Origin of the sequence: Blautia sp. Sow4_E7, assembly GCF_052116245.1 — a bacterium.
In the GTDB taxonomy this organism is placed as follows: Bacteria; Bacillota; Clostridia; order Lachnospirales; family Lachnospiraceae; genus Blautia_A.
In genome coordinates, this window is record NZ_JBQKLL010000010.1 from 25,268 (window position 1) to 46,518 (window position 21,251).

Here is a 21,251-nt window from a genome sequence, read left to right on the forward strand (position 1 = left end):
ACTACACCTCGATTTCTACAATTCTTTTGCCCATCCAGTATGCCGTTCCATACACTGCAAGGCAGACTGTCATGGCACAGATTCCAAATGGATTTCCATAAAGCATGTCCAAAAATCCGGGAGAGGTCAGCTGAAGATATAGAATGATCCCTGCTGGCATAATGCTCATGATCATCTGCTCTGACTTTTTCGCCGCCAGTGTAGCTTCGATTTCTTTTTTTACATCAATCTTATCTCCTAGCATTCTTGCAACCTTCTGGATCACATTTCCAAGATCACCGCCGCTTCTTTTAGCTGTGTATAAAATAGACGCAAAATTCTCGATGTCCTCGATCCGGCATCTTTTTCCCAGGTCCAGGAACAGTTCTTCCACAGGTACACTTACTTTCTGCTGGGTTTCTATGTAGCGAAATTCCATTACAATATCTTCGCTTTTCGTATACAGCTGTTCCAGATCCCGTACACAGGCTGAAACGGCATTTTCCACAGAATAGCCAGCCTGGATCGCCACACTCATGGAATTCAATGCATCCCGGAACTGATAATTAAGACGGCGTTTCCGTTCTCTGATCAGCTGCTTCTTTTTCCATTTCAGGTAAAACACCGGAAGGGGCAGCATGACCACAAGAACCCATGGTGTTTTATAAAAAAGATAATCCACCACACAACATAACGCTGCACATTCTGCCACGTATCTTACAATCTCCTTTGCAGAATAATGATATTTCTCATAATCCGGATTCTTTCCGTTCATAGCTTTACCCCCGCACGTTCCAGCTTTTCTCTATGCATGAGAGGTGCGGCCTGCACCAATCCTTTTTCCTCCTGCCACTGGTATAATGGCTGTATTTTTATCTCACCGTCTTCGTATCCACATACTTCTGAAACCTCCAGAAGCTTTCTGGATTTATCACGCATACGGCCAAGATGGATCAAAATATCTACTCCGGAAGCAATCTGTCTCCGAACCGCCGCAAGAGGCAGATCAAGTTCGGCCATCAAAGTCATGATCTCCAATCTGGCCAGCATATCGCGGCAGCTGTTTGCATGCGCAGTTCCAAGGCTTCCTTCATGTCCTGTATTCAAAGCCTGTAGCATATCCATAGCTTCTCCTCCACGTACTTCCCCCACAATGATTCGTGAGGGTCTCATTCGAAGGGCGGTCCGGATAAGATCCCGGATACTTACAGGAGGTGCACCGTTAACACTTGCCGGTCTTGCTTCAAGGCGGACCAGATTATCGATTCCCTGGATTTTTAATTCGGCATTGTCCTCGATTGTGATGATTCGCTCATCCTTGGGTATGTATTCCGACAGCGCCCCCAGAAAAGTGGTCTTCCCGCATCCGGTTCCGCCTCCGATCACAATGGAATATCTGGCTTCCACCAGCTTTTCCAGAAATCTGGCACATTCCGGCGTTATGCTTCCCAGCTCGATCAGCCGCTCCATGGTGATCGGCTTGTCCGGAAAGCGCCGGATCGTCAAGATAGGTCCATTTAGGGCAACTGGCGAGGCAACCACATTTACTCTGGAGCCATTCTCCAGTCTGGCATCCACGATCGGACTGGATTCATTTACAATACGGTTGCATTTTCCAACAATCTGCTGGATCACATCCTCCAGCTTCTCCTGATCGGTAAAAGACTTCTGCCATCTTGTGAGCTTTCCTTTCCGTTCTACAAAAATGGCATCTGGACCATTTACCATGATTTCAGTTACAGTTTCGTCTTCGATCAGCTCCTGCAGCACATCCAGCTTCCGCACAGAATAAAACAATTCCTGGCGAAGCTGTACCTTTTCTTTCAGGCTTACTCCAGATTCACGCAGAGTATTTACAATGAGCTCATCAATAGTTTCCAAAATCTCCTGGTCGGTAAGCTCCCGGTAAACATCCAGCTTTTCCATAAGCATTTTTCTCAGTTTACGAAATATTTCCTGGCTCATTCCTTTTCCTTTCTCAAAATCTCTCTCACATAATCTCCAAGTTCACTCCACAATAGTCCCTCAATGTAATTTTCCGGTGGGGTATTTCCTCCATGAAATGGAGGACGTACCTTTACGGTTCTGGTAAGAATCTGAGGATAGTCCCAGATTCTTACCAGATTTTCAAACTGGGAAATCTTTGAGACGGATACCGGATCAGACAGTACGGGCATATAGATCCGCTGGCACATATCCAGCATTTGAAATGTGCCGTCTATTGCCCCTCCCATATCCAGGATCACCACCTCATAATTGCTGTGAAGTATGATCTCCTGCAGCAGTTTTTCCCAGTCTTCCCATCCAGTTCCCCGTATATCTTCTGGTGTACGCACTGGCGGAACGTAATCCAGATTATTGATGGTCTGTATCATGCTGTTCATCTTATAGATCAGATTTCCATTTTCCTGGCGCACAAAATAAAGAAGATCACTTAAATTCTGGGCAAAACCCTTCCCCATCATTTCTTCAAAGCCAGAGTATTCTTCCAGATTGAGATACAGCACAGCCCGGCCTCTTGCCAGGATCTGCCCCAGAGTAAGGGCAAAAGAAGTTTTCAGGCAGCGTCCTAACGGAGAATATACAGCATAAATCTCTGTGGTCTTTTTCAGCACAGGAAAGACTACCGGCGCAACTGCCTTCTCCGCTCCATAGCACGCCATTACTTCCCGGACTACATCGGAAGAAGCCTGATATTTATAAACGCTTGGATACCGATCCAGTTCCGGAGGGTGCACACCTTCCGAAAGTATAACAATTTTACCAATTTTTAATTCCTGCACCTGACGGCACATAGCCTTCTGGGAAATCAGCAGCAACTCAATCCGGTTAATTTTCCCATAGGCAATCAGACTCTCCACATTTGTAAATGCCTGGATTTCAAAGGGAATGTTTTTCTTCTGGTTCAGATAGTCCATAAAATTCAGGGCATAATCCACCTCAAGATCGCAGACTGCAAAAATATTCTTCAATAGACACCTCCTGCATAGAGCAATGCACTTAGAAATATAGGAACTGTGAAATGAAAGTTTTCTGGCGGCATGCCGCTTTTGTAATAGGGTTTTCTTTTTCCTGTTTTAAGATAATCACAAAGGTAACGCAGTAAATAAAGGATCCGCTGGCTGAAAATACCGCTTGAAACCATAAGAGCTGCTGATAGAACTGCTCCGATCAGAAAGGAATAGAACATGCAGTTTAGAATTTTTACAGGCCCCATCAGGCTTCCAAGTACGCTTAGAAGCTTGATATCACCGGCTCCCAGCATTCTGAAAAGGAACAAAATCCCCAGAAGCAATACAGGAAGCAGCAGACCGCAAATCCAGTTTCCCAGACTGCCCACATCCTTTTCCCATAGTCGTGTAAACAGGCTGATCAGCATGCAGAACAGGAGCCAGCCATTGTCTACCTTCGTCCTTTGAACATCCATCAGGACGGCACATCCCGCTGCTATGGCAGGAAATATTCTGTAAAAAAGCATAGACGGATCCATCCCTTCTTTGATGTAGTGTTTATCCGTAACAGGAGGGTATCCTTCGTATTTTGGCGCAGAAAAATTCTGCTATTTTATCTTTCGTAGAATAGGGAATAGTCGATCCGAAAGGATGACTTTCGATACCAGATGACTTCTGGTGAGTCTTATTATAGGTTCTCCCTTTCCATTTGTCCAGTCCTTTTTTTCAAAAGTTTGTAAAAAAACTATAAACCCTTTTGAAAAAAAGAGTATAATCAATATTATAAAAAATCGTTTCTATACAGAATCAAAAAGAAGGTGAAATTATGACAATATTAACATGTCTGGGTGACAGCATCACAGACTGTGATCACTGCTTTACTGCTGATTTTCTTGGGAATGGCTATGTGCAGATGCTGTCCAGGCGTTTTGAAAAAGAAGGAATTCCATGTCAGGTACGCAACTATGGTACAGACGGCTTCACTGTAAACAGGCTTTTGCAAAGAATAAAAGACGATAATGTTTTTTCCAGTGATATTATAACAATTTTGATTGGAATCAACGATATCGGAATGATAGAAGATATGTGCAGAACCAAGGAACAGCAATCTAAAATGCTTATTTCCTTCAAGCTGCACTATACAGAACTTTTAACAATATTAACAAAATCCATCCCTCATATTATTTTGATGGAGCCTTTTCTTTTTTCCTGGCCAGCCTTTTATAAAACGTGGCTTCCCCTTCTTTCTGACATGCAGGAAATCATAAAAGAACTTGCAGAAAGTTTTCAACTGCCTTATATTTCCTTACATAAAGAACTAAATGAAGAGGTACACCGCTATGGATATGCCGCAGTTACAGTCGACGGAATTCATCTTACAGAACAGGGACAGAAGCTTATTGCGGACAAATTGTATCCTTTGCTGCTTTCATTTTACGGCGAATGATTTTTAAACACACTCCGGTGTAGTTGCATTCCCCACATGATTTATGTATAATTACATTTAAATTCTAAAGTAAAAGAAGGTTTTTCAATGGATAAGATAATCAAAGAAATCGAAGATATGTCATTAAATGCCTGGCCCTCCCATAAAATGGAGCTTTATGATGGGTGGATCCTCCGTTTTTCCTATTTCTATACACACCGAACCAACAGCGTCGAACAATTTGGAACCTCTACCCTCTCCTGGAGAGAAAAGGTTTCTTTTTGTGAGGCAGAGTATGCGCGCCTGGGAAGTCCGGCAATTTTTAAGATCAGCCCTCTGGTCTCTCCTGACTTTGATTACCTTTTGGAAAACCGCGACTATGAAATCCAGCATACCACCAATGTTATGGCTGCTTCCTTAGATGGAACAGATCTTTCTGCTCCATGTGATCTGGTGACGCTTACAGATGACATTCCTGATATCTGGATTGAAAGTCTCTTTGATCTGAAGGGAACCATTAATCCCGTTCACCGCGCAGTAGTTCCCTCCATGTATCACGCCATTGTGAAAGATACGGTGTGTGCTTCTATCTGGAATAATGGAAAGATCATTGCCACGGGACTTGGAATCCTGGATCGTAATTATATTGGACTTTATGCCATTCATGTCCGCGAAGATTTTCGCCACAAGGGATATGCCCGCCAAATCTGTACTGCACTTCTGAAGGAGGGCAAAAAGAAGGGGGCAACCAAGGCTTATCTCCAAGTGGTTGAAGGGAATACACCTGCCCGCAATCTTTATGAATCCCTGGGACTTCATTATGTTTATACATATTGGTTCCGGGTACAGACACATACGGACTAAAGCCTGTCTGAAAAAGACTCTGCTAAAAAAGACTGTGAATCCAATTTGTAAAGTTACAAATGGTTCACAGTCTTTTTATTGGGGAATCGTATTTTATAGATTTATGAACTAGCCAGTCTTATCTATATTACGTCACATTATTCAATTTTCATTATTTATTCTATGTATGGCACTGTTCTTTGTACCGTCACACTTCATTCTGTAACCAGTAACCTTTTCGCGGAATATTACCAGTCAACAGTAACTTTACACGGTCTTCTTTTCCAGCTTCGCTGGTCTTACATTTCCAACAACCATACTTGTAAGCGGGCTGAAATAAAGAAGGCTTGTAAGCACACAATAGATTGGAGTCATAATTGCAAACTGCACAAGGCGTCCCGGCATAATTGCATAGAAGTTTGCTCCGATCATTACCAGTCCGGCAGTCGTAAATCCAAGAGTACCAACCACACCAGAAATTACAATTCCAGCACACATGATCGCTGTTTTTACTTTTCTGCTCTTCTCAGCCATCAGCTTACCTGCTACTCCGGCAACAACGCCCCAGGTCACAGCAGATAATGTGATCAGCGGATTAACACCATAGCCTTTCATAAAACATCCGATAATATCGGCAACTGCACCTTCCACACCACCTGCCACAGGTCCCATCCAGAGACCAGCTAATACGGTAGCAATGGTTCCAAGTGTAATACGGTATACACCAAGATCAATTACCAGGATACGGGATAATACAAGCTGGATTGCAACCAGCAGCGCCAGAAATACAAGAGTCTTGACGCTCCATGTCTGTTTGTTTTTACGCATAAAAAAAACACCTCCATAATGATTAAAATAACAGAGTAGTTACCATAAATAATAATCCCTCCACATTATGAGATGTTCTCACATGTAGCAACGGGTGCGGAAAATATATCGTAAGCAGTCCTGCTGCTTTTCGTTTCACGGCGACTCCCCAGCCAATGAACACTTAACGCATAAATTCCTACTTCGCTATTATTTATTTAAGCTGATTATAGCACAAAATATGGAAATTTCAATATGTATTTGTTATAATATTCACATTGAAGGTACTGTTCGCTGTAACCTTGTGTATACTTTTTCCTTTTTCGCATACTCTAAGAATAGCTCCCCTTATGTGGGATAAATATCAGATAAAAGGAGTATCCGTATGAGTATAAGATCAAAACAGCCATCGTCTTCCCGGGAACAGTCGCTTCTTCAAAACCCTTATAATATTTTTTATGATAATTACCTGAATACAAACGCCACAACAGAATGTACAGGACTTGGCTATCGTATGCCTGATAATCTGGAGGAATGGGATGCATACCGGCAGGTTTTTGACTTTCTTCCTGTACCATTTCTGAATTCGGAGGATATAAACCAATCATGAAGAAATTCGCAAAGCTACTTCTTAGTTCCTGCGTGCTGCTCTCTCTGTCTGGATGTACGGCTGGCGACCTGATTGCCAGTTATACTTCTTCCCAGCCAGATAATAGTACTGCACAGGAAACTTCAGATACCCCCAAACAGCGGGTTTATATGGATGAAATCAAGGGAACCCTCCAGGACTTCACTGGTGCTACGCTCACTATGGCAAGCCAGGAGCAGACCTATGTCTTTGATGTTTCAGAGGCAACTCTGGAATGTGAAGATGGCATGATCACAGGAGACGAAATCAGCGTGATTTACGAGGGGCAGCTGTCCAATGACGATACCAGCACCGTAAAAGCATTAAAAGTAGTGGATGACTTTCATAAAAAGAATCAGCTGGAAGAAAGAAAGGCTTACGGAGAAGTCCAGAGCCTAACTCCCAACACCATAACCATCAAAAATAAAAAGGGCAAAACAGCTACCTACCCCATTACCGGAACGGAACAATACTACCAGAACGGTGTCCACGCCGGGGTATGGGTATACATTCATTTTAAGGGAAAATTTGCTTCCAATCAGGATGGGCAGGGTTCTTCCCTTAATGCCAGCCACTTGAAAGTACTTAGTATTTCAGATATTGATCCGCTGACACTTCCAGATCCAACACCAACCCCAGATCCTGCACAGGATTCTGCTGATGAATCAGGGAAAGAGCAACAGCTGCATGCAGTAATTCAGAATATCTCTTCCAATATTCTGACTATCCAGCCCACAGGAGCAGATACTTCCCAGAGCTCACTGAATGTAGACCTCTCCCAGATTCCCTCTTACTTCAAAGGAGGAACAGCACCTGGCTCCTATGTGACCATCAATTACAAGGGACAGTATCAGGGAAATTCACTGGAAGGCGTTACGATCACCTCTGTTACCGGAGATGATCCAGATTCCCTTGCTACCCGCAATCTTTCCTATACCGTCAGCGGCACGATCATCGGACATACCGCCAATACCGTTACCCTTCAGACTGGTGACGGAGCAACTATCACCTGTTTTACAGAAGGCGCAAAGGATACTTCTACCAGCAGCATGGAAGCTGGTGCTGGTATTCGTATTACCTTTGATCCTACCAAATCCAAAGAATCTAATATCTATACTTCCATTAAGATTCAGGACGCCTGAAAGTGTCCTGAATCTTTTTTTCTCCATCCCTCAGCCATGAACATACCTGATCTGATTCTCCCAGAATATCCTTAAAAGCCTGATATTCATCTCGCAGACCGGTTCCATGTGGAACCATATAAGCACCTGCGTCACTGCCAAGAGCCACTTTTACCTTATATCGCCATGCCAGCTGCAGATTCTTCTGCGCAAGCTCTATAATCGGCATAAGAGTCTCCTCTTCATATCGTCCACATCCCCGGAGATTACGTATTGTCACAAGAGTTGGAACCCACACGGTATCACTATCCGCCAGCATTTTAATTGTTTCTTCATCAATATAATTGCCATGTTCCACGGAATCCACACCAGCTTCCACCGCTGTCTGTACCCCGTAAATACCATTGGTATGACTCATGACTGCCATTCCCTCTTCATGGGCAATGTGTACCATTTCCAGAACCTCTTTCTGCTCCAGAGGTGTCCCAGTAACCTGACCGTGATTGTTAAAATCCAGAAGTCCCGTTGTCATGATTTTAATAAAATCTGCGCCCTGTTTTTTTGCAGTCTTCACCCGATCATAATATTCCTTCATATCATCGAACCCTTTTCCCACAATAGCTCCATAATGGCCGTTTTTGTGGATTGCAAAAACCGGTGTCCGATAATCAATTCCATATTCTGATGCCAGATCCCTGGCCCTTCTGGATACACCTAAAGCGTCCCCGCCATCTCTTACAAAGGTAATTCCCAGCTTCTGATACGCCTTCAGATGTGCTCGGATTACCATATCATTTATACTTTCTTTATGAATAGAAATTGCTTCTTTATAGTTCACTCCATCCATAATGATATGCGCATGGCATTCTCCAAATATTTCTTTCATATTTCAGCTGGATTGCTTCCTTTCTCCTGATAAGGCAGGTATTTTATAGCAGAATCTGTTATTTACCAAAAAAATCACGTATTTCCTTCTCCGATGCCTGCACAGACCCCTGCACAAAGAACGGCATTCCTCCGCCTCTTCCATTAAGCGCCGCATTCATATCTTTGGTAAACTGGCGTAAATCGCCGTCTTTCTCTCCCATTGCGTATTTATAGCTTCCGTCTGTATTTCTGGAGAATACAGCACAGCGTCCCTTGCAAACCTGTAAGATTGCATCTGTAAGCTTCTGTACACTTCCAGCTTCCATTCCCTCCTGGAATAAAAGCACGTTCTCTTTTTCTTTCCATTTGGCAGCTTCACTGGCAATAAATTCTTCCTCCAGCGCATGCACCCTCCCCTTTAATACAAAATTCTCTTCCTGAAGCCTTGCCACTGCTGCAGCTGTTTTATCTATTTTCGCAGAAAGCTTCACAGAAATCTGGCGGTTCTGTTCATTTACCATGTTCAGATAATCCTGAACCCTTTTTCCTGACAGCATTTCCATACGGACACCTTCGCGGAATTTTACTACGGAAAGCAGCTTCACCATTCCAATTTCTCCTGTACGTGTCACATGGGTTCCACAGCATGCGCAGGTATCTGCTCCAGGGAACCGCACAATACGTACCCACCCAGAAAGTTCCTTCTTGCTTCTGTATTCCAGTACTTTTAATTCTTCCTCTGTAGGATAAAAGATCTCAACTTCCTGGTTCTCCCAGATGATCTGGTTTGCTTTTGCCTCGATCTCTGCCATCTGTTCTTCATCCAGCACTCCGCTGAAATCAATGGTGATCACATCGCTTCCCATATGAAAGCCTACATTATCGTATCCAAACGCCTCATGAACAAGGCCACTTACAATATGCTCCCCAGAGTGCTGCTGCATAAGATCAAATCTTCTGTCCCAGTTGATTTTCCCAGTTACTTCTGTGCCAACTTCCAGCGGACCATCTGTATAATGGATCAGTTCGCCATTTTTTTCGTGCACTTCTTTTACATTTACATCCCCTAACGTACCGTTATCACTTGGCTGTCCGCCGCCTTCCGGATAAAAAGCAGTCTGGTCAAGAATTATTTCATAGCCTTTCTTTCCCTCACGGCACTCCACAACCTTGGCCTTAAATTCTTTCTTATAAACATCTTCATAGTATAATTTCGTTGTCTCGTACATATATGCTCCTTCTTTCGCTTTACTTGCCGGTAATATTCTTCTAAGCTTTTTCACAAGCTTGATTATAGTCTATTTGTTTCCTTCCTGCAATTTTTATCCTTTCATTTACAAAATAAAAATTTTCATAAATTTCTGAAGTACTTTTCCCTACAGCCGCGTTATAATTAGAGAACGGACAGGAAGGGGGCTGATAGCATTTCACAGGAACAATATCTGGAATATTTAATTGAGCAATACCAGAATCTTATCTATTCCATTTGTCTGAAATCCGTAGGCAACCCTTTCGATGCAGAAGACCTTACCCAAGAGGTGTTCCTGTCCGCCTACAAAAATCTTGCCAGTTTCGATGGGCTTTATGAAAAAGCCTGGCTTAGCAAGATTGCAGTACGTAAATGTCTTGATTTTCTGAAAGCAGCCGGGCGCCGTTCTATTCCAACGGAAGACGTTTATTTTTCCCAGGTTCCAGATCAGGAAAATCAGTCCTCACCAGAGGAACAATGCCTGCAGTCTGATTCTGAACAGCAGGTATTCCGAATATGCAGCAGTCTGAAAAGTCCTTATCGTGAAATTGCCATTGCTCATTTCTGTAAGCAAATGTCCGTAACGGAAATATCGCAAAAAGAAGGAAAAAATCCAAAGACTATTCAGACACAGTTATATCGGGCAAAAAATATGTTGAAAAAAATGTTAGCAGAAAGGAGCGAGTAAATGCATATCAATAATAATGACCTAAGCAATTTTCAAGACGAAGAAATGAATACGGATGAACTGATCGCATTTCTCCAGCATCTGGACACTTGCGATTACTGCCTGGAGCAATTAATAGATGCTCAGTCAGAGTCCCCGGCTCCCGCTCCTGCTTACATGAAAGAAACGATCATGAAACGTGCCACAGCTGCCGATACACAGGTTCAGAAAACAGCCGTAAATGCAACTCATCAAATGCGTATTTTCTACCAGGGACTTCGCACAGTGGTGGGAGTTGTACTGGCACTGATCATGTTATTCAGCCTTGGACAGATGGATTGGTTCACACCACAGCTTCCACAGTCCACAGCCAGGTCCGCCCAGGCCCGCAGGGAGGCCCAGACTTCCTTCCGTAATTTCTCAGATGGCCTGACAGATGGACTCACGGACGGATCCCAAAAAGTTGTTGACTATATTAATTCTATTTCCAATACTATAACAAATGGAGGTAACTAACATGCAAAAACAAAAAAGAGGCTTTCTCCTGTTTATCTGTTCTCTGATTCCTGGAGCCGGAGAAATGTATATGGGCTTCTTCAAACAGGGAATCAGTATTATGACCCTTTTCTGGGCGCTGGTCGCGATCGCCGGAGGATTAAATATCTCTTCTTTGGTTATTTTCCTTCCAGTAGTCTGGTTCTATAGTTTCTTTCATGTGCATAATCTGAAAGAGCTGCCAGAGGAAGAATTCTATGCTGTAGAAGATAATTACATTCTGAACCTTGACCGTGTATTCCAAAGTTCCGAAAAGATTGCTCAAAAGCATACGAAAATCATTGCTATTCTTCTGATCATTTTCGGTGCTGCTATCCTCTGGAACGGATTCCGTGACCTGCTGTTCTGGATTCTTCCCAACGCGCTGGCTATTATTGTACAGGACATCATGTACCAGATTCCATCTGTCATCATTGGAATCCTGATCATTATTGCAGGCTGTCATCTTCTTACTGGAAAGATTAAAAGCTTCTCACTGGAAGAAAAAACAGATAATAAGAAAAACGAACAGGAGCACTATTGGCAGCCATATCGCCCTTATCAGCAGTCAGACAATAACAACACAGCTGCAAGAGTCACAGATACCCCAGCTCAGCCATCTGCTGCCGCTGCTCCTTCCAATGCCAACACAGACAATGCAGATTAACGCTGGCGCATGTCCCAAAAGTGTCTAAGATAACGTTACCGCCGATGAATCATTTCTTCATCGGCGGTATTTTTATTGAAATTTCTCCAAAAGACAGCTTGCTCTGTGTCCCATCAGACTCCTGAACCAGCAGTTTCCCATCTGGACAGATGGATAATGCCCTGGCACTTCGGCTGCTTTTATTATCTATAATTGTAATTTCATTTCCTGGAACAATATTATGCTCCACATATTCTTCTGACAGCTTCAGTTCTCTGGTCTCCTCAAGCAGATGATTCACGATCTGGGCTGCCAGGCGATTCCGGTCTGCCTTCTTCGCGGACTGCTGGTCCTCGTAGATTCCACCAGCCACCTCCTGCAATTCTTCCGGGAACAATTCAGGTTCCACGTACAGGTTCAACCCGATCCCCACAATAGCAAACTCAATATTTCCACTCTCAAAATCAGTTACAGCTTCTGTCAGGATTCCGCAAACCTTGCGGTTCTCTTTGTAGAGATCATTTACCCACTTAATCCCAAGTTCTACGCCGCACACTTCCTTTACGGCCTTATATACCGCAGTGGCTGCCGCAGTTGTGATCAAAAGACTTCCCTCCAGTGTCCCCTGTGGCTCCAGGATCACACTTAGATAAATACCGCTGCCCTTCGGGGAATAAAACTCCCGGCCTCTGCGCCCTCTGCCAGCAGTCTGCTCCATGGCAACTACAAAAGAACCATGTCCTGCCTGACCGCTCACAGCCATCTGTCTGGCCACCAGATTGGTAGAACTGATCTCATCAAAGATCCGCACTTCTACCTGGGGATGCTCCAGAAAAAGCCGGATTCCCTCTGCTGAAATCAGATTGCTCTCCCTTGCAAGCATATACCCTTTATTCGGTCCAGCCTCTATGGGATACCCCTCCTGTCTGAGACTGTTCACTGCCTTCCACACGGCAGCCCGTGTACAGGAAAGCTCTCTGCCAATATCCTCGCCAGATAAAGTTTCCCCTTTATGCTGCTCCAACAACTCCAAAAGTCTGGATTTCACTGTCATGCTCTCATCCTTCATAATTCTCCAGGGCTTTCTTTAAAAAGTCCCGGTATTCTTTCCGTACATTCTCCGGTGAGAGCACCTTCACACCATTTCCAAGAGCTGCGAGCCAACCATAAAACTGGGAACTCACACTCACCTGTACTCTGGTCACAGAGTGCTCATTATCTTTCGCCATGATCATGATGTCCTGTCCAAAGCGGTCTATCATTACTCCCACAAGATGGTTCTCAAATTCCAGACTGATATTCTCTTCCCTGCCTCCAAACATTCCAAAGGTACCGGAAGCGAACTTTGCACTGTCAAACTTCTCAAAGAGTTCAGCACCGTTCCTAAGTTCCTTCTCAGTGACGATCTTCAGCATTTTATCTACACGATAATGCTTCACAATGCCGCTCTTCTCATCAACTCCTACCAGATAATAATTTCCATCCTGCCATATCATCTGCCAGGGACTGATCTGGTATCGTTCTCCGTTCTTCTTCAAATGCCGTTCCTTGGATACGGTCCATTCTGTATACTGGAAACTGATCTGCCGGTTCTGTGAAATTGCTCTATGGATCTCATCCACATTGTAGTAGATGCTCTCATTGGTATTCTTCACCTGGTTCTGTACGATCACCTGCCGCTGCAGATCCCTGGCCTGATAAATACTGGTAAGATGTTCCAGCTTCTGGATCAGCTGACGTGATTTTCCGTTGGTCAGAAATCTGGAGGACTGAACAGCATCCACAAGCAATTTCAGCTCTGCAGTCTCAAACTCACGGCTCGCCAGATAAAAGCCAGCCGGTCTCTCCCTGCGGTTCACAATGTCCATTCCAAATACGCGCAAAGTCTCTATATCGTCATATATGGTCTTTCGCTCTGCATGGATTCCAAGACTCTCCAGATAGGAAATCAGATCTTTCACACTCATGGGATGTGCCTCATCTGTTTTCTCAGAAAAGACGCGCATAAGATATAAAATTTTCAGTTTCTGCTGGAAAGATTTCGGCATGTCCTTACTCCTATTTATCTGTCAATACTGCTACGACTCCAGAATATAATACCACAAAAGCAAATATCAGGGCAACAATATCCCCACCATGAAAATCATAATTAAAGATCATAGCTCCCCCGATCATGATCTCCAATGTAATAAAAAGTCCCAGTACCATGGCTGTACTTCCAGAAAACTTTCTGCCCTGGCTCTCCTGCGCTTCTTCTATGTATCCTTCTGCGAGAGCTGCCTTTCTATTATTTAAATTTCTGCCTGAATTCCACATAATCTCTCCTCCGTTTCCCAAACATCACCATCATCTGTTCTTCAAATACCGAACATATTTTCCGAACATGTTTTCTTTTATGAGATTAGTCTACCACATTATTAGTCCTATAAAACGGAACGAGTTTACTTTTTCCGAATATTTGTTCGTTTTTTCATTCATAAAAATACCGCCCTGCAAACACCTTTCCAGGCATTTTCAGACGGTATTCATTACAATATATTGGCTTTCAGGCAGATTCTGTTTTACATAAATCCTGCAAACACAGAAGCTGTGATAACGGTCAGAAGACCGGCAACTGCTATTGCAAGACTGCTCATTGCACCCTCTACAGGTCCCAGTTCCATTGCCTTGGATGTACCGATGGCATGGGCAGAAGTTCCAAGAGCCAGGCCTTTGGCAATGGGCTCCTCTATCTTCGCCAATTTAAGTACCGCTTCCGCGATCACATTTCCAAGCACACCGGTAATGATGATAACCGCGACAGTGATCGTTACAAGTCCGCCAAGCTCCTCTGATACGCCCATTCCAATGGCTGTTGTAATGGATTTCGGAAGAAGGGTAACATACTCGGCATGGGAAAGTCCGAACAGTTTTGCAAAAATAAGAACACTTACCATACTTGCCAGCACGCCGGAAACAATCCCGATAATAACCGCTTTCAGGTTCTTGCGAAGCAAGGTAAGCTGTCTGTAAAGAGGCACTGCAAGACATACTGTAGCCGGAGTAAGCAGATAACTGATATACCGGCCACCGGCATTATAAGTCTTATAATCCACCTGCATCAGCTGAAGGACTCCCATTACGCAAAGAATTGCGATCAAAAGAGGATTAAACAGCGCCATCTTAAATTTTTTCTTCAGCAAAAGACCGATCTCATATCCGACCAGGCTTAATGCTGCCCCGAAAAACAGGGAATTCTCAATAAAGGACATCATTTCTTATCTTTCCTCCTGTCTTTTCTGATCACAAACTGCGTACTGCGGCCAGTTACTACCATTACAATAACCGTAGTCAGAATTGTGATGATCACAACAGGAATCCAGATCGGCTGCAGGTCACCCCATGCTTCCAGTAAGCCCACACCTGCCGGGACAAACATAACCGGCATGATCTCAACCAGAAAATCCGCTGCATCCTCCACCTGTTCAAGCTTCAGAATCCCGCTTGTAAGCGCTCCCAGCATCAATACAAGTCCATAAACACTGGCTGGTACCGGAAGGGGCAGCAGGATATGCAGTCCCTCACCTAATGCTGAAACCAGCAAAATAATACAAAATTGCCTTAGATACTTCAATTTCCGTCTTCCTCCTCGCTGTCTCCACAAAGAAGTTCATTTGCAATTTCCAGATATGGCTGAAATTCTTCCAAAGTAGCTCTTCCATTTCGCTTCATCTTCGTAACTCCTGGATATTGTGCAGGAATGGATCTTGTCATATTTCCATCACCGTAGATCTTGACCATATCACCATTTTCCAGCGTGTCCCCGGCAATCAATTTATCATTTCTATTATAAATTCCTTCCTTGGGAATCGCTGCCTTGAAGACAGTTTTGGTGTCCATATCTACGAATACCATTTCCTTCAGTACATCTCCGGCTTCTACATAAATCGCCCGAATCGCTTCTTTTTCCAGACGGGCTTCCTCCTGCTTGTCTTTCTCTGCCTGTTTTGCAACCAGATTCCAGAAAGAACCGCCAACTACGCCAAAGATCACCAGAAGAATGACAATCCCTACAATGAATTTCACATCAATTTCTTTTTTCTCCACTGCAAATCCTCATTTCTTTCATGGCATTTTTCTTCTGCCCCATTATACCTTATCTCGTTAAAATTGCAATGTCATCTTTCGACAATTCTGCAGCCTGTTTTCCCTGTTTTTTCTACAATATAATTTGAAAGTCTTATTCGGTATATCTCTTTTTCCACATGACAAGGATTTAAAATGTAACCTTTTCCACCGTCCAGCTTCCATTCTCCACTGTCATGACAGCCATGGTCACATCTCCTCCGAAACGGCTTCTGCCGCAGCTTCCAGGGTTTAACCACAACCGTCCGTCAATCTCTTTTGAAAAATACTGATGGCTGTGTCCAAAGATCACTACCTGCGTGTCTCCCAGTTCCCAGGCCACATCCTTTTTATCATGAACCATAAAAAATTTCACATTTCCAACAGTAAAATTCAGGCTTCTTCTCAAATTCTGCGCCCAGTATCCATCATTATTTCCCCGCACAACATATAATGCCCCCAGCGGTCTGAGGGCATCCAGAAGTTCCGGCCGGTCTACATCTCCTGCATGAAAAATATAATCACAGTTCTTCAGTATTGCCACCACTTCCGGCCGCAGAAGTCCATGGGTATCTGAAATAATTCCAATTTTTATCTTTTTTGTTTCGGTCATTTTTTCTCCTACTCCTGGGTAAACAGACATATTTTTCCATATTCGCCATCAAATCCCGGCTTACAGATCACTTCTTTCCTTCGCAGTTTTCCAATGCCTTCTGCAATCTTTTCACTGCTTTCCTTCTCTATATCTTCAATGGGAATTTCCCTTAAAATCTGAAATTCATTTCCCAGCTTCTGAAGCATTTTTTCGTATTCACCGGCCACTGTTTTGGTTGTCACAGCTTTGCCAACACAGGCAGAAATCACTTCCGGAAGAGGCACGATACTTTCAAAAGGTCTGGCATTTTTCTTTACAAAACCAGTCTCCCGGTCCGCCAGATCCAGGATTCTGTGATCCACTCCCATGGTCAGTTTCTTCCCACATACAGGACATTTTCCATGATATTTTTCGGCTTCCTCCGGACTCAGGCAAATGTGGCATTTTCGGTGTCCATCATAATGATATTTCCCTTCTTCCGGAAAAAATTCCAAAGTTCCCATAAGACCTTTTCCATATTGAATGGCGTTATAAAGGCCTTCATAAGACAATTCCATGTCCAGAAGATTGGCTTCCCTGCCCAGTTTGGATGGGGAATGGGCATCGGAATTAGATATCAGCTGAAGCCCATCAAGTGCAGATAATCTCCAGTTCATAGGAGGATCTGAAGAAAGACCGGTCTCCACAGCATGAACATATTTGGTAAGATCTTCGAAGCATTCTTCCATAGTATCAAAGCCGGAAGCTGCACCGAAAAGGCCAAAATGAGGCGTCCAGATATGAGCCGGGACCAGCATTCCGTCTTCGCAGTTTTCCAGTAAAATCCCCAGAAGATCGTGACAGTCAAGCCCCAGGATCGGTCTTCCATCCGAGTGGACATTTCCAATCTGTTCCAGCTTCCCAGCCATCTGATCTGCTGCCTCAAGCCCTGGTAAAAGAAGCACGTTATGCACCTTTCTGCACTTACCATTCTTCTTATAAATAGAGCTGATCTCTCCTGTAATAACAAATCTGGGAGTCTGTCCCGGAAGCAGTTTTGCCTCTTCCAGAACGTATTCTTCCTTTAAACGATATAATCCTGCTTCTGCCGGAACCAGCTTTTCTTTTAATTCTTCCCGCCATGCAGGGTGGGTAAAATCTCCGGTTCCTACAAGAGAAATCCCCTTCTTTCTAGCCCACAGATCCAGATATTCCGGGGTTCCAAGCTTGCTTGTTGCCATGGAATATCTGGAATGAATATGAAGATCTGCGATTATTTCCACTTTTCTTTACTCCATTTCAGGCATTTATCTCTTCTGATCTTCTTTGCGCTCTATAAACCGCAAGGCTTTCAATTCTGCCTGACATTTTCTTTTTTATTTCTTCTTTTTATACCAGCTTGTAATCCACTTTCCTGCAGCAGTCAGATTTCCGGATGTCCATTTACTGGTCTTGCTGCAGTTAGATTTAATAAGTGCAGAGCTTTCAGCCTTATTTGACAGGCTCCATGCCATATAACTGATCTTGTTTTTGTCCAGGAAGGTAAGCCATTTTTTCGCTTCATTTTTATCCAGTCCGCCGTTTCCGGAAGCATCACAAATACTGAATTCCGAAACAAATAATGGAAGCCCTTTGTTAAGTGCTGTCTGCGCTTTGTCCCTCAGCCATTGCTTATGAGTCGCTGCATAAAAATGCAGGGTGTACATTACATTTTTCCTGTATTTTTTCGCAACCGGGGACAATGCAGCCTGGTCTACATCCTGTGACCAGTTTGGTGTTCCAACCAGGATCACGGCTTTTTTATCATAGGTGCGAATACCTTTTATGATCTTTTCTGCATATTTTTTTATGGTATTCCAGGAGGTTCCACCATTGGGTTCATTGCAGATTTCATAGATCACATTGGTGTTATTTTTATATTTTTTAGCCATTTTTTTGAAGAATTTTAAGGCTTCTTTCTGATGCTGCTGTGGATTTCCATCACTTAAAATATGCCAGTCAATGATCACATACAGACCAGCATTTGTGGCATATTTTACACCGTTGTCGATGTACTTTTCCAGCTTGCGCTGATTGGCTGCATCACCAGTACAATACCCATTATATTCCGCAGTATACATGGCAAGGCGGACTGCATTTACTTTCCAGTTCTTCTTAATATAAGTAAATGCACTCTGATTTACATACTCTGGATACCAGGATAAGCCATGGGTGCTCACACCGCGGAGCTGCACTGTTTTTCCACTGCTGTTCACAAGCTTCGTGCCTTTTACCTGCAGTCTTGAAAGCTTCGAAGCTGCAGATACCGGCACGCAAAGTGTGCATAAAAGCAAACACATAAGAAGCAATCCAAACCATTTCTTTCTTTTCTCGTTCATTACATACCCTCCTCCATTAAGCGCCAGCCATTGTCTTTTAACCATTTTTGCCGCTCCCGGTAATCTGGAAGAATGGCTTCCACTTCGTTCCAGAATGCCTGGGAATGGTTCATTTCCCTGCGGTGGCAAAGCTCATGCACCACCACATAATCCAGCACCTCAGAGGGTGCCAGGATCAACAGCCAGTTAAAGTTCAGATTTCCATTCGCAGCACAGCTTCCCCACCTTGTTTTCTGCTGCCGCAGGGTAATTTTTCCATAAGTGACTCCTATTTTTTCTGCAAAATAAGCGACACGTCTTGGAATTACCACACAGGCTTTGTTCTGTAAGTGCTGTCTTTCCAGTGCAGACAGTCTTGGAACATGCTCTCTTTGTTCGTCCCTTTTCTGGATTTTCTCCAGATTTTTCAAAATCCATTCCTGTTTTTCTTCCACAAATTTCCGGATTCTGGTTTCTGACAAACGAAGAGGTGCACGCACGATGATCCTGCCATCCGGCTTGATCTCCAGGCTCATTGTTCTGCGGCTGCTGCGGATGATCTGATAGGAAATCTTCTGGTTCAGCATAGGATTTTCTCCATATGATCGTTCATCTGCTTGTCCAGGATTTCCATCTTCTCCCTGGTGTCTTTATCCTTATAATCCAGTCTCTTTATGATCCTGGAAATATAATTCTCTTCCTTCATAATCTGCCATGTTTCCTTAAAATTCAGGTCATAATATTGTGCCACATAGGATACCCAGTAATCCACAGAGGTTACCCGGTCCTGGGACAAAACAGCTTCTTTTTTCAGGCAGGATTCCCACACCTTCGGGGATATTTTCCCCTCCCCTGCGCGTTCCTGCGGCACCCCGATCATGGCTTCTACAGAGTCCACAAGCTTCACTCTGCAATTGTCAAGTTTGTCCGCATCACGGATCATTTTTGCATGAAAAAGAGTCCGCTCATCCTGGATTTCTTCCAGCTTGAAATCACTGTGTCTGGCGATCGCAGTGTGGATGATCTCATCATACTGCCGGTCCTCCAAGAACCTGCTGATCATAGGATTCTCCCCTTCGAACAATAACTGCGCACCAAATGCTGCGTGATCCATGGTATCCGGGGAAAAGCTGTCATAAAGACGCAGCTGCTCGAACCTTCCAATATCATGAAGCAGCGCGATCAACTCAGCCAGCTGCTGGTCCTCCTCATTTAAATGCATTCTGTGCCCAATTTCCCGGGCGCTTTTTACCACTCCGTATGTGTGGATGATCTTTAATTTTATCTTCTCATTTTCTCTGTCGTATCCATCCAGGTACGCTTCGAAAACGTCCCTTGCGTGTTTAAAATTGATTTTCAAAATGTCTTCCTTTCTGCTGCATCTTAGATGCGGCTACACTCTTATTATAAACTACCAGCATTTCTTTTCCAATAGAAGCTTCGGATTTTCGGAAATTTCTACAGCTTGCACCAGCTCTGTCCATAACGTATAATACAAGGCAGAAATCACGCTCTAGAAAAGACTGTTTCGCACACTATAGTTTGCATCACATTATCACGGATCTGGAAAAAAGGAGGATACCCATGGCAGATAAAACACCAGATAATTCACCAAATGTAGACGAAACCATGAAGGAGCTGGAAACTCATGGCTCTTTTGAACTGCCTGTGGAAACTTATACCGATAACTGTGAGATTTTCCGTTCCTTATACAATCACTGGCACAAAGAAATGGAGATCATCTGTATCGACAAGGGAAGCGGTCTGGCCAGGTTAAACCGGGAAACGCTGCGTCTGAAGGAAGGGGATCTTCTTATTGTGAACAGCGGTGTTCTCCATGGAATCAAATCCGATTCCAGACATATTTTATATTATAGAAGTGTGGTGTTTGACCTGAATTTTCTGGCTGGTCCTGCAGGGGATCTCTGCCAGGAAAAAGTGATCTCCCTGCTTATGGAAAACCGTGCAGAGTTCACTCATCTGATCACCCCTTCCCATGAAAACTATGACAATATTTTCCATCTTTTCTGTGAAATCCATAAGTGCCATAATGAAAAACCGCCTTTCTATTATATGAAATTAAAGGGCCTTTTCTATGGGCTTTTTTATGAAATGCTGGCAGGAAATTACATTATTACCATCGCAGCAGACCAGAACAGGAATCTTTTATCCATGAAAAAGGTGCTGGACTATATCAGCACCCACTACCGGGAACCTTTATCTGTAAAAGAGCTGTCCGGGCTTTCCAATTACAGCGAATTTTATTTTATGAAGCTTTTTAAACAGTATACTGGAAAAACAGCTGCTGCCTATTTAAATGACTACAGGCTTGAAAAGGCAAAGTCCCTGCTCTTGCACACAGATGCCTCTGTAACAGACATTGCCCTGGATGTTGGCTTTAACAATACCAGTTATTTTATAAAAAAATTCCAGGAGGCTAATCAGCTTTCCCCTCATAAATTTCGCAAAAAAATGTCATAACAGAACAGTTTTGTTGT

General features: G+C 43.6%; 25 protein-coding genes, 1 pseudogene and 1 riboswitch. Of the genes and pseudogenes, 8 read left to right on the forward strand and 18 right to left on the reverse strand.

The genetic code is table 11. The annotated features are described in order from the left end of the window. Position 1 precedes the first annotated feature (1 nt). The 4 genes from ACTQ50_RS07980 to ACTQ50_RS07995 are packed head-to-tail and all read right to left on the reverse strand — an operon-like array spanning position 2 to position 3,457. Positions 2 to 754 carry a type II secretion system F family protein gene (locus ACTQ50_RS07980; protein ID WP_441483748.1) on the reverse strand — a complete coding sequence of 251 codons (753 nt, stop codon included), beginning with the start codon at positions 752 to 754 and terminating at the stop codon, positions 2 to 4. After that, complete coding sequence (locus tag ACTQ50_RS07985; RefSeq protein WP_441483749.1) at positions 751 to 1,944, reverse strand: CpaF family protein; 1,194 nt, start codon at positions 1,942 to 1,944, stop codon at positions 751 to 753. Before ACTQ50_RS07985 ends, ACTQ50_RS07980 begins: the two co-directional genes overlap by 4 nt. Next, entirely contained in the window at positions 1,941 to 2,951 is a 1,011-nt protein-coding gene (locus ACTQ50_RS07990) for a hypothetical protein (protein ID WP_441483750.1), read from the reverse strand. Before ACTQ50_RS07990 ends, ACTQ50_RS07985 begins: the two co-directional genes overlap by 4 nt. Next, entirely contained in the window at positions 2,948 to 3,457 is a 510-nt protein-coding gene (locus tag ACTQ50_RS07995; RefSeq protein WP_441483751.1) for a prepilin peptidase, read from the reverse strand. Before ACTQ50_RS07995 ends, ACTQ50_RS07990 begins: the two co-directional genes overlap by 4 nt. Before the next feature lie 299 nt (positions 3,458 to 3,756). Here ACTQ50_RS07995 and ACTQ50_RS08000 point away from each other — a divergent pair, with 299 nt between their 5' ends. Both ACTQ50_RS08000 and ACTQ50_RS08005 read left to right on the forward strand, forming a co-directional pair. Beyond that, entirely contained in the window at positions 3,757 to 4,377 is a 621-nt protein-coding gene (locus tag ACTQ50_RS08000) for an SGNH/GDSL hydrolase family protein (protein ID WP_441483752.1), read from the forward strand. A gap of 87 nt (positions 4,378 to 4,464) precedes the next feature. Continuing rightward, complete coding sequence (locus tag ACTQ50_RS08005) at positions 4,465 to 5,220, forward strand: GNAT family N-acetyltransferase (protein WP_441483753.1); 756 nt, start codon at positions 4,465 to 4,467, stop codon at positions 5,218 to 5,220. A gap of 246 nt (positions 5,221 to 5,466) precedes the next feature. Here ACTQ50_RS08005 and ACTQ50_RS08010 read toward each other — a convergent pair whose 3' ends face one another. Then, positions 5,467 to 6,027 carry a folate family ECF transporter S component gene (locus ACTQ50_RS08010; RefSeq protein ID WP_441483754.1) on the reverse strand — a complete coding sequence of 187 codons (561 nt, stop codon included), beginning with the start codon at positions 6,025 to 6,027 and terminating at the stop codon, positions 5,467 to 5,469. A gap of 86 nt (positions 6,028 to 6,113) precedes the next feature. Then, positions 6,114 to 6,215: riboswitch (THF riboswitch) on the reverse strand. Between the two features lie 176 nt (positions 6,216 to 6,391). On the opposite strand from ACTQ50_RS08010, the gene ACTQ50_RS08015 reads away from it, so the two are divergent. Both ACTQ50_RS08015 and ACTQ50_RS08020 read left to right on the forward strand, forming a co-directional pair. After that, a complete protein-coding gene (locus ACTQ50_RS08015; RefSeq protein WP_441483755.1) occupies positions 6,392 to 6,616 on the forward strand; it encodes a hypothetical protein in 225 nt (74 codons plus the stop codon). After that, entirely contained in the window at positions 6,613 to 7,776 is a 1,164-nt protein-coding gene (locus ACTQ50_RS08020) for a hypothetical protein (protein ID WP_441483756.1), read from the forward strand. The genes ACTQ50_RS08015 and ACTQ50_RS08020 overlap by 4 nt, the downstream gene beginning before the upstream one ends. Here ACTQ50_RS08020 and ACTQ50_RS08025 read toward each other — a convergent pair. Together ACTQ50_RS08025 and ACTQ50_RS08030 are read right to left on the reverse strand one after the other, a co-directional pair. Continuing rightward, positions 7,757 to 8,641, reverse strand: coding sequence for an amidohydrolase family protein (locus ACTQ50_RS08025; RefSeq protein ID WP_441483757.1), 885 nt, complete (start codon positions 8,639 to 8,641; stop codon positions 7,757 to 7,759). The two genes, ACTQ50_RS08020 and ACTQ50_RS08025, sit on opposite strands and share 20 nt — an antisense overlap. A gap of 58 nt (positions 8,642 to 8,699) precedes the next feature. After that, complete coding sequence (locus ACTQ50_RS08030; protein WP_441483758.1) at positions 8,700 to 9,851, reverse strand: alanyl-tRNA editing protein; 1,152 nt, start codon at positions 9,849 to 9,851, stop codon at positions 8,700 to 8,702. Positions 9,852 to 10,076: 225 nt separating this feature from the next. On the opposite strand from ACTQ50_RS08030, the gene ACTQ50_RS08035 reads away from it, so the two are divergent. The 3 genes from ACTQ50_RS08035 to ACTQ50_RS08045 are packed head-to-tail and all read left to right on the forward strand — an operon-like array spanning position 10,077 to position 11,739. Next, positions 10,077 to 10,559, forward strand: a complete 483-nt coding sequence (locus tag ACTQ50_RS08035) for an RNA polymerase sigma factor (protein ID WP_441483819.1) — start codon at positions 10,077 to 10,079, stop codon at positions 10,557 to 10,559. Continuing rightward, positions 10,560 to 11,054: a hypothetical protein gene (locus ACTQ50_RS08040; protein ID WP_441483759.1), complete on the forward strand. Its 495-nt coding sequence runs from the start codon at positions 10,560 to 10,562 to the stop codon at positions 11,052 to 11,054. It begins immediately after the preceding gene. A gap of 1 nt (position 11,055) precedes the next feature. Further along, a complete protein-coding gene (locus tag ACTQ50_RS08045) occupies positions 11,056 to 11,739 on the forward strand; it encodes a hypothetical protein (RefSeq protein ID WP_441483760.1) in 684 nt (227 codons plus the stop codon). Positions 11,740 to 11,788: 49 nt separating this feature from the next. Here ACTQ50_RS08045 and ACTQ50_RS08050 read toward each other — a convergent pair whose 3' ends face one another. The 11 genes and pseudogenes from ACTQ50_RS08050 to ACTQ50_RS08100 all read right to left on the reverse strand — a co-directional run bounded on the left by ACTQ50_RS08050 (position 11,789) and on the right by ACTQ50_RS08100 (position 20,113). Then, complete coding sequence (locus tag ACTQ50_RS08050; protein WP_441483761.1) at positions 11,789 to 12,787, reverse strand: biotin--[acetyl-CoA-carboxylase] ligase; 999 nt, start codon at positions 12,785 to 12,787, stop codon at positions 11,789 to 11,791. Next, on the reverse strand, positions 12,777 to 13,766 hold the full coding sequence (locus ACTQ50_RS08055) for a helix-turn-helix transcriptional regulator (protein ID WP_441483762.1): 990 nt from the start codon (positions 13,764 to 13,766) through the stop codon (positions 12,777 to 12,779). Before ACTQ50_RS08055 ends, ACTQ50_RS08050 begins: the two co-directional genes overlap by 11 nt. 10 nt (positions 13,767 to 13,776) lie before the next feature. Next, a complete protein-coding gene (locus ACTQ50_RS08060) occupies positions 13,777 to 14,034 on the reverse strand; it encodes a hypothetical protein (RefSeq protein ID WP_441483763.1) in 258 nt (85 codons plus the stop codon). 245 nt (positions 14,035 to 14,279) lie between these two features. Further along, positions 14,280 to 14,972, reverse strand: a complete 693-nt coding sequence (locus ACTQ50_RS08065; RefSeq protein WP_441483764.1) for an LrgB family protein — start codon at positions 14,970 to 14,972, stop codon at positions 14,280 to 14,282. Then, positions 14,969 to 15,331, reverse strand: coding sequence for a CidA/LrgA family protein (locus tag ACTQ50_RS08070; RefSeq protein ID WP_441483765.1), 363 nt, complete (start codon positions 15,329 to 15,331; stop codon positions 14,969 to 14,971). Before ACTQ50_RS08070 ends, ACTQ50_RS08065 begins: the two co-directional genes overlap by 4 nt. Then, positions 15,328 to 15,804: a hypothetical protein gene (locus tag ACTQ50_RS08075; RefSeq protein ID WP_441483766.1), complete on the reverse strand. Its 477-nt coding sequence runs from the start codon at positions 15,802 to 15,804 to the stop codon at positions 15,328 to 15,330. Before ACTQ50_RS08075 ends, ACTQ50_RS08070 begins: the two co-directional genes overlap by 4 nt. A 169-nt stretch (positions 15,805 to 15,973) precedes the next feature. Further along, a complete protein-coding gene (locus tag ACTQ50_RS08080; protein ID WP_441483767.1) occupies positions 15,974 to 16,435 on the reverse strand; it encodes a metallophosphoesterase family protein in 462 nt (153 codons plus the stop codon). Between the two features lie 20 nt (positions 16,436 to 16,455). Next, positions 16,456 to 17,637 (reverse strand): annotated as a pseudogene (locus tag ACTQ50_RS08085) (endonuclease Q family protein); the annotation flags it as partial. Positions 17,638 to 17,772: 135 nt separating this feature from the next. Then, positions 17,773 to 18,774, reverse strand: coding sequence for a glycoside hydrolase family 5 protein (locus ACTQ50_RS08090; protein ID WP_441483768.1), 1,002 nt, complete (start codon positions 18,772 to 18,774; stop codon positions 17,773 to 17,775). Further along, a complete protein-coding gene (locus ACTQ50_RS08095) occupies positions 18,774 to 19,340 on the reverse strand; it encodes a M48 family metallopeptidase (RefSeq protein ID WP_441483769.1) in 567 nt (188 codons plus the stop codon). Before ACTQ50_RS08095 ends, ACTQ50_RS08090 begins: the two co-directional genes overlap by 1 nt. Next, complete coding sequence (locus ACTQ50_RS08100; RefSeq protein ID WP_441483770.1) at positions 19,334 to 20,113, reverse strand: HD domain-containing protein; 780 nt, start codon at positions 20,111 to 20,113, stop codon at positions 19,334 to 19,336. Before ACTQ50_RS08100 ends, ACTQ50_RS08095 begins: the two co-directional genes overlap by 7 nt. Positions 20,114 to 20,337: 224 nt before the next feature. On the opposite strand from ACTQ50_RS08100, the gene ACTQ50_RS08105 reads away from it, so the two are divergent. Then, positions 20,338 to 21,234 (forward strand): AraC family transcriptional regulator, encoded by an 897-nt coding sequence (locus tag ACTQ50_RS08105; protein WP_441483771.1) that lies wholly within the window; start codon positions 20,338 to 20,340, stop codon positions 21,232 to 21,234. Positions 21,235 to 21,251 lie beyond the last annotated feature (17 nt).

Excerpts from the sequence above, each read along its gene's own strand:
- ACTQ50_RS07980 (WP_441483748.1), bottom strand. The coding sequence starts at position 754 with ATGAACGGAAAGAATCCGGATTATGAGAAATATCATTATTCTGCAAAG.
- ACTQ50_RS07985 (WP_441483749.1), bottom strand. The coding sequence starts at position 1,944 with ATGAGCCAGGAAATATTTCGTAAACTGAGAAAAATGCTTATGGAAAAG.
- ACTQ50_RS07995 (WP_441483751.1), bottom strand. The coding sequence starts at position 3,457 with ATGCTTTTTTACAGAATATTTCCTGCCATAGCAGCGGGATGTGCCGTC.
- ACTQ50_RS08000 (WP_441483752.1), top strand. The coding sequence starts at position 3,757 with ATGACAATATTAACATGTCTGGGTGACAGCATCACAGACTGTGATCAC.
- ACTQ50_RS08005 (WP_441483753.1), top strand. The coding sequence starts at position 4,465 with ATGGATAAGATAATCAAAGAAATCGAAGATATGTCATTAAATGCCTGG.
- ACTQ50_RS08010 (WP_441483754.1), bottom strand. The coding sequence starts at position 6,027 with ATGCGTAAAAACAAACAGACATGGAGCGTCAAGACTCTTGTATTTCTG.
- ACTQ50_RS08015 (WP_441483755.1), top strand. The coding sequence starts at position 6,392 with ATGAGTATAAGATCAAAACAGCCATCGTCTTCCCGGGAACAGTCGCTT.
- ACTQ50_RS08020 (WP_441483756.1), top strand. The coding sequence starts at position 6,613 with ATGAAGAAATTCGCAAAGCTACTTCTTAGTTCCTGCGTGCTGCTCTCT.
- ACTQ50_RS08025 (WP_441483757.1), bottom strand. The coding sequence starts at position 8,641 with ATGAAAGAAATATTTGGAGAATGCCATGCGCATATCATTATGGATGGA.
- ACTQ50_RS08030 (WP_441483758.1), bottom strand. The coding sequence starts at position 9,851 with ATGTACGAGACAACGAAATTATACTATGAAGATGTTTATAAGAAAGAA.
- ACTQ50_RS08040 (WP_441483759.1), top strand. The coding sequence starts at position 10,560 with ATGCATATCAATAATAATGACCTAAGCAATTTTCAAGACGAAGAAATG.
- ACTQ50_RS08045 (WP_441483760.1), top strand. The coding sequence starts at position 11,056 with ATGCAAAAACAAAAAAGAGGCTTTCTCCTGTTTATCTGTTCTCTGATT.
- ACTQ50_RS08050 (WP_441483761.1), bottom strand. The coding sequence starts at position 12,787 with ATGAAGGATGAGAGCATGACAGTGAAATCCAGACTTTTGGAGTTGTTG.
- ACTQ50_RS08055 (WP_441483762.1), bottom strand. The coding sequence starts at position 13,766 with ATGCCGAAATCTTTCCAGCAGAAACTGAAAATTTTATATCTTATGCGC.
- ACTQ50_RS08060 (WP_441483763.1), bottom strand. The coding sequence starts at position 14,034 with ATGTGGAATTCAGGCAGAAATTTAAATAATAGAAAGGCAGCTCTCGCA.
- ACTQ50_RS08065 (WP_441483764.1), bottom strand. The coding sequence starts at position 14,972 with ATGATGTCCTTTATTGAGAATTCCCTGTTTTTCGGGGCAGCATTAAGC.
- ACTQ50_RS08080 (WP_441483767.1), bottom strand. The coding sequence starts at position 16,435 with ATGACCGAAACAAAAAAGATAAAAATTGGAATTATTTCAGATACCCAT.
- ACTQ50_RS08090 (WP_441483768.1), bottom strand. The coding sequence starts at position 18,774 with ATGAACGAGAAAAGAAAGAAATGGTTTGGATTGCTTCTTATGTGTTTG.
- ACTQ50_RS08095 (WP_441483769.1), bottom strand. The coding sequence starts at position 19,340 with ATGCTGAACCAGAAGATTTCCTATCAGATCATCCGCAGCAGCCGCAGA.
- ACTQ50_RS08105 (WP_441483771.1), top strand. The coding sequence starts at position 20,338 with ATGGCAGATAAAACACCAGATAATTCACCAAATGTAGACGAAACCATG.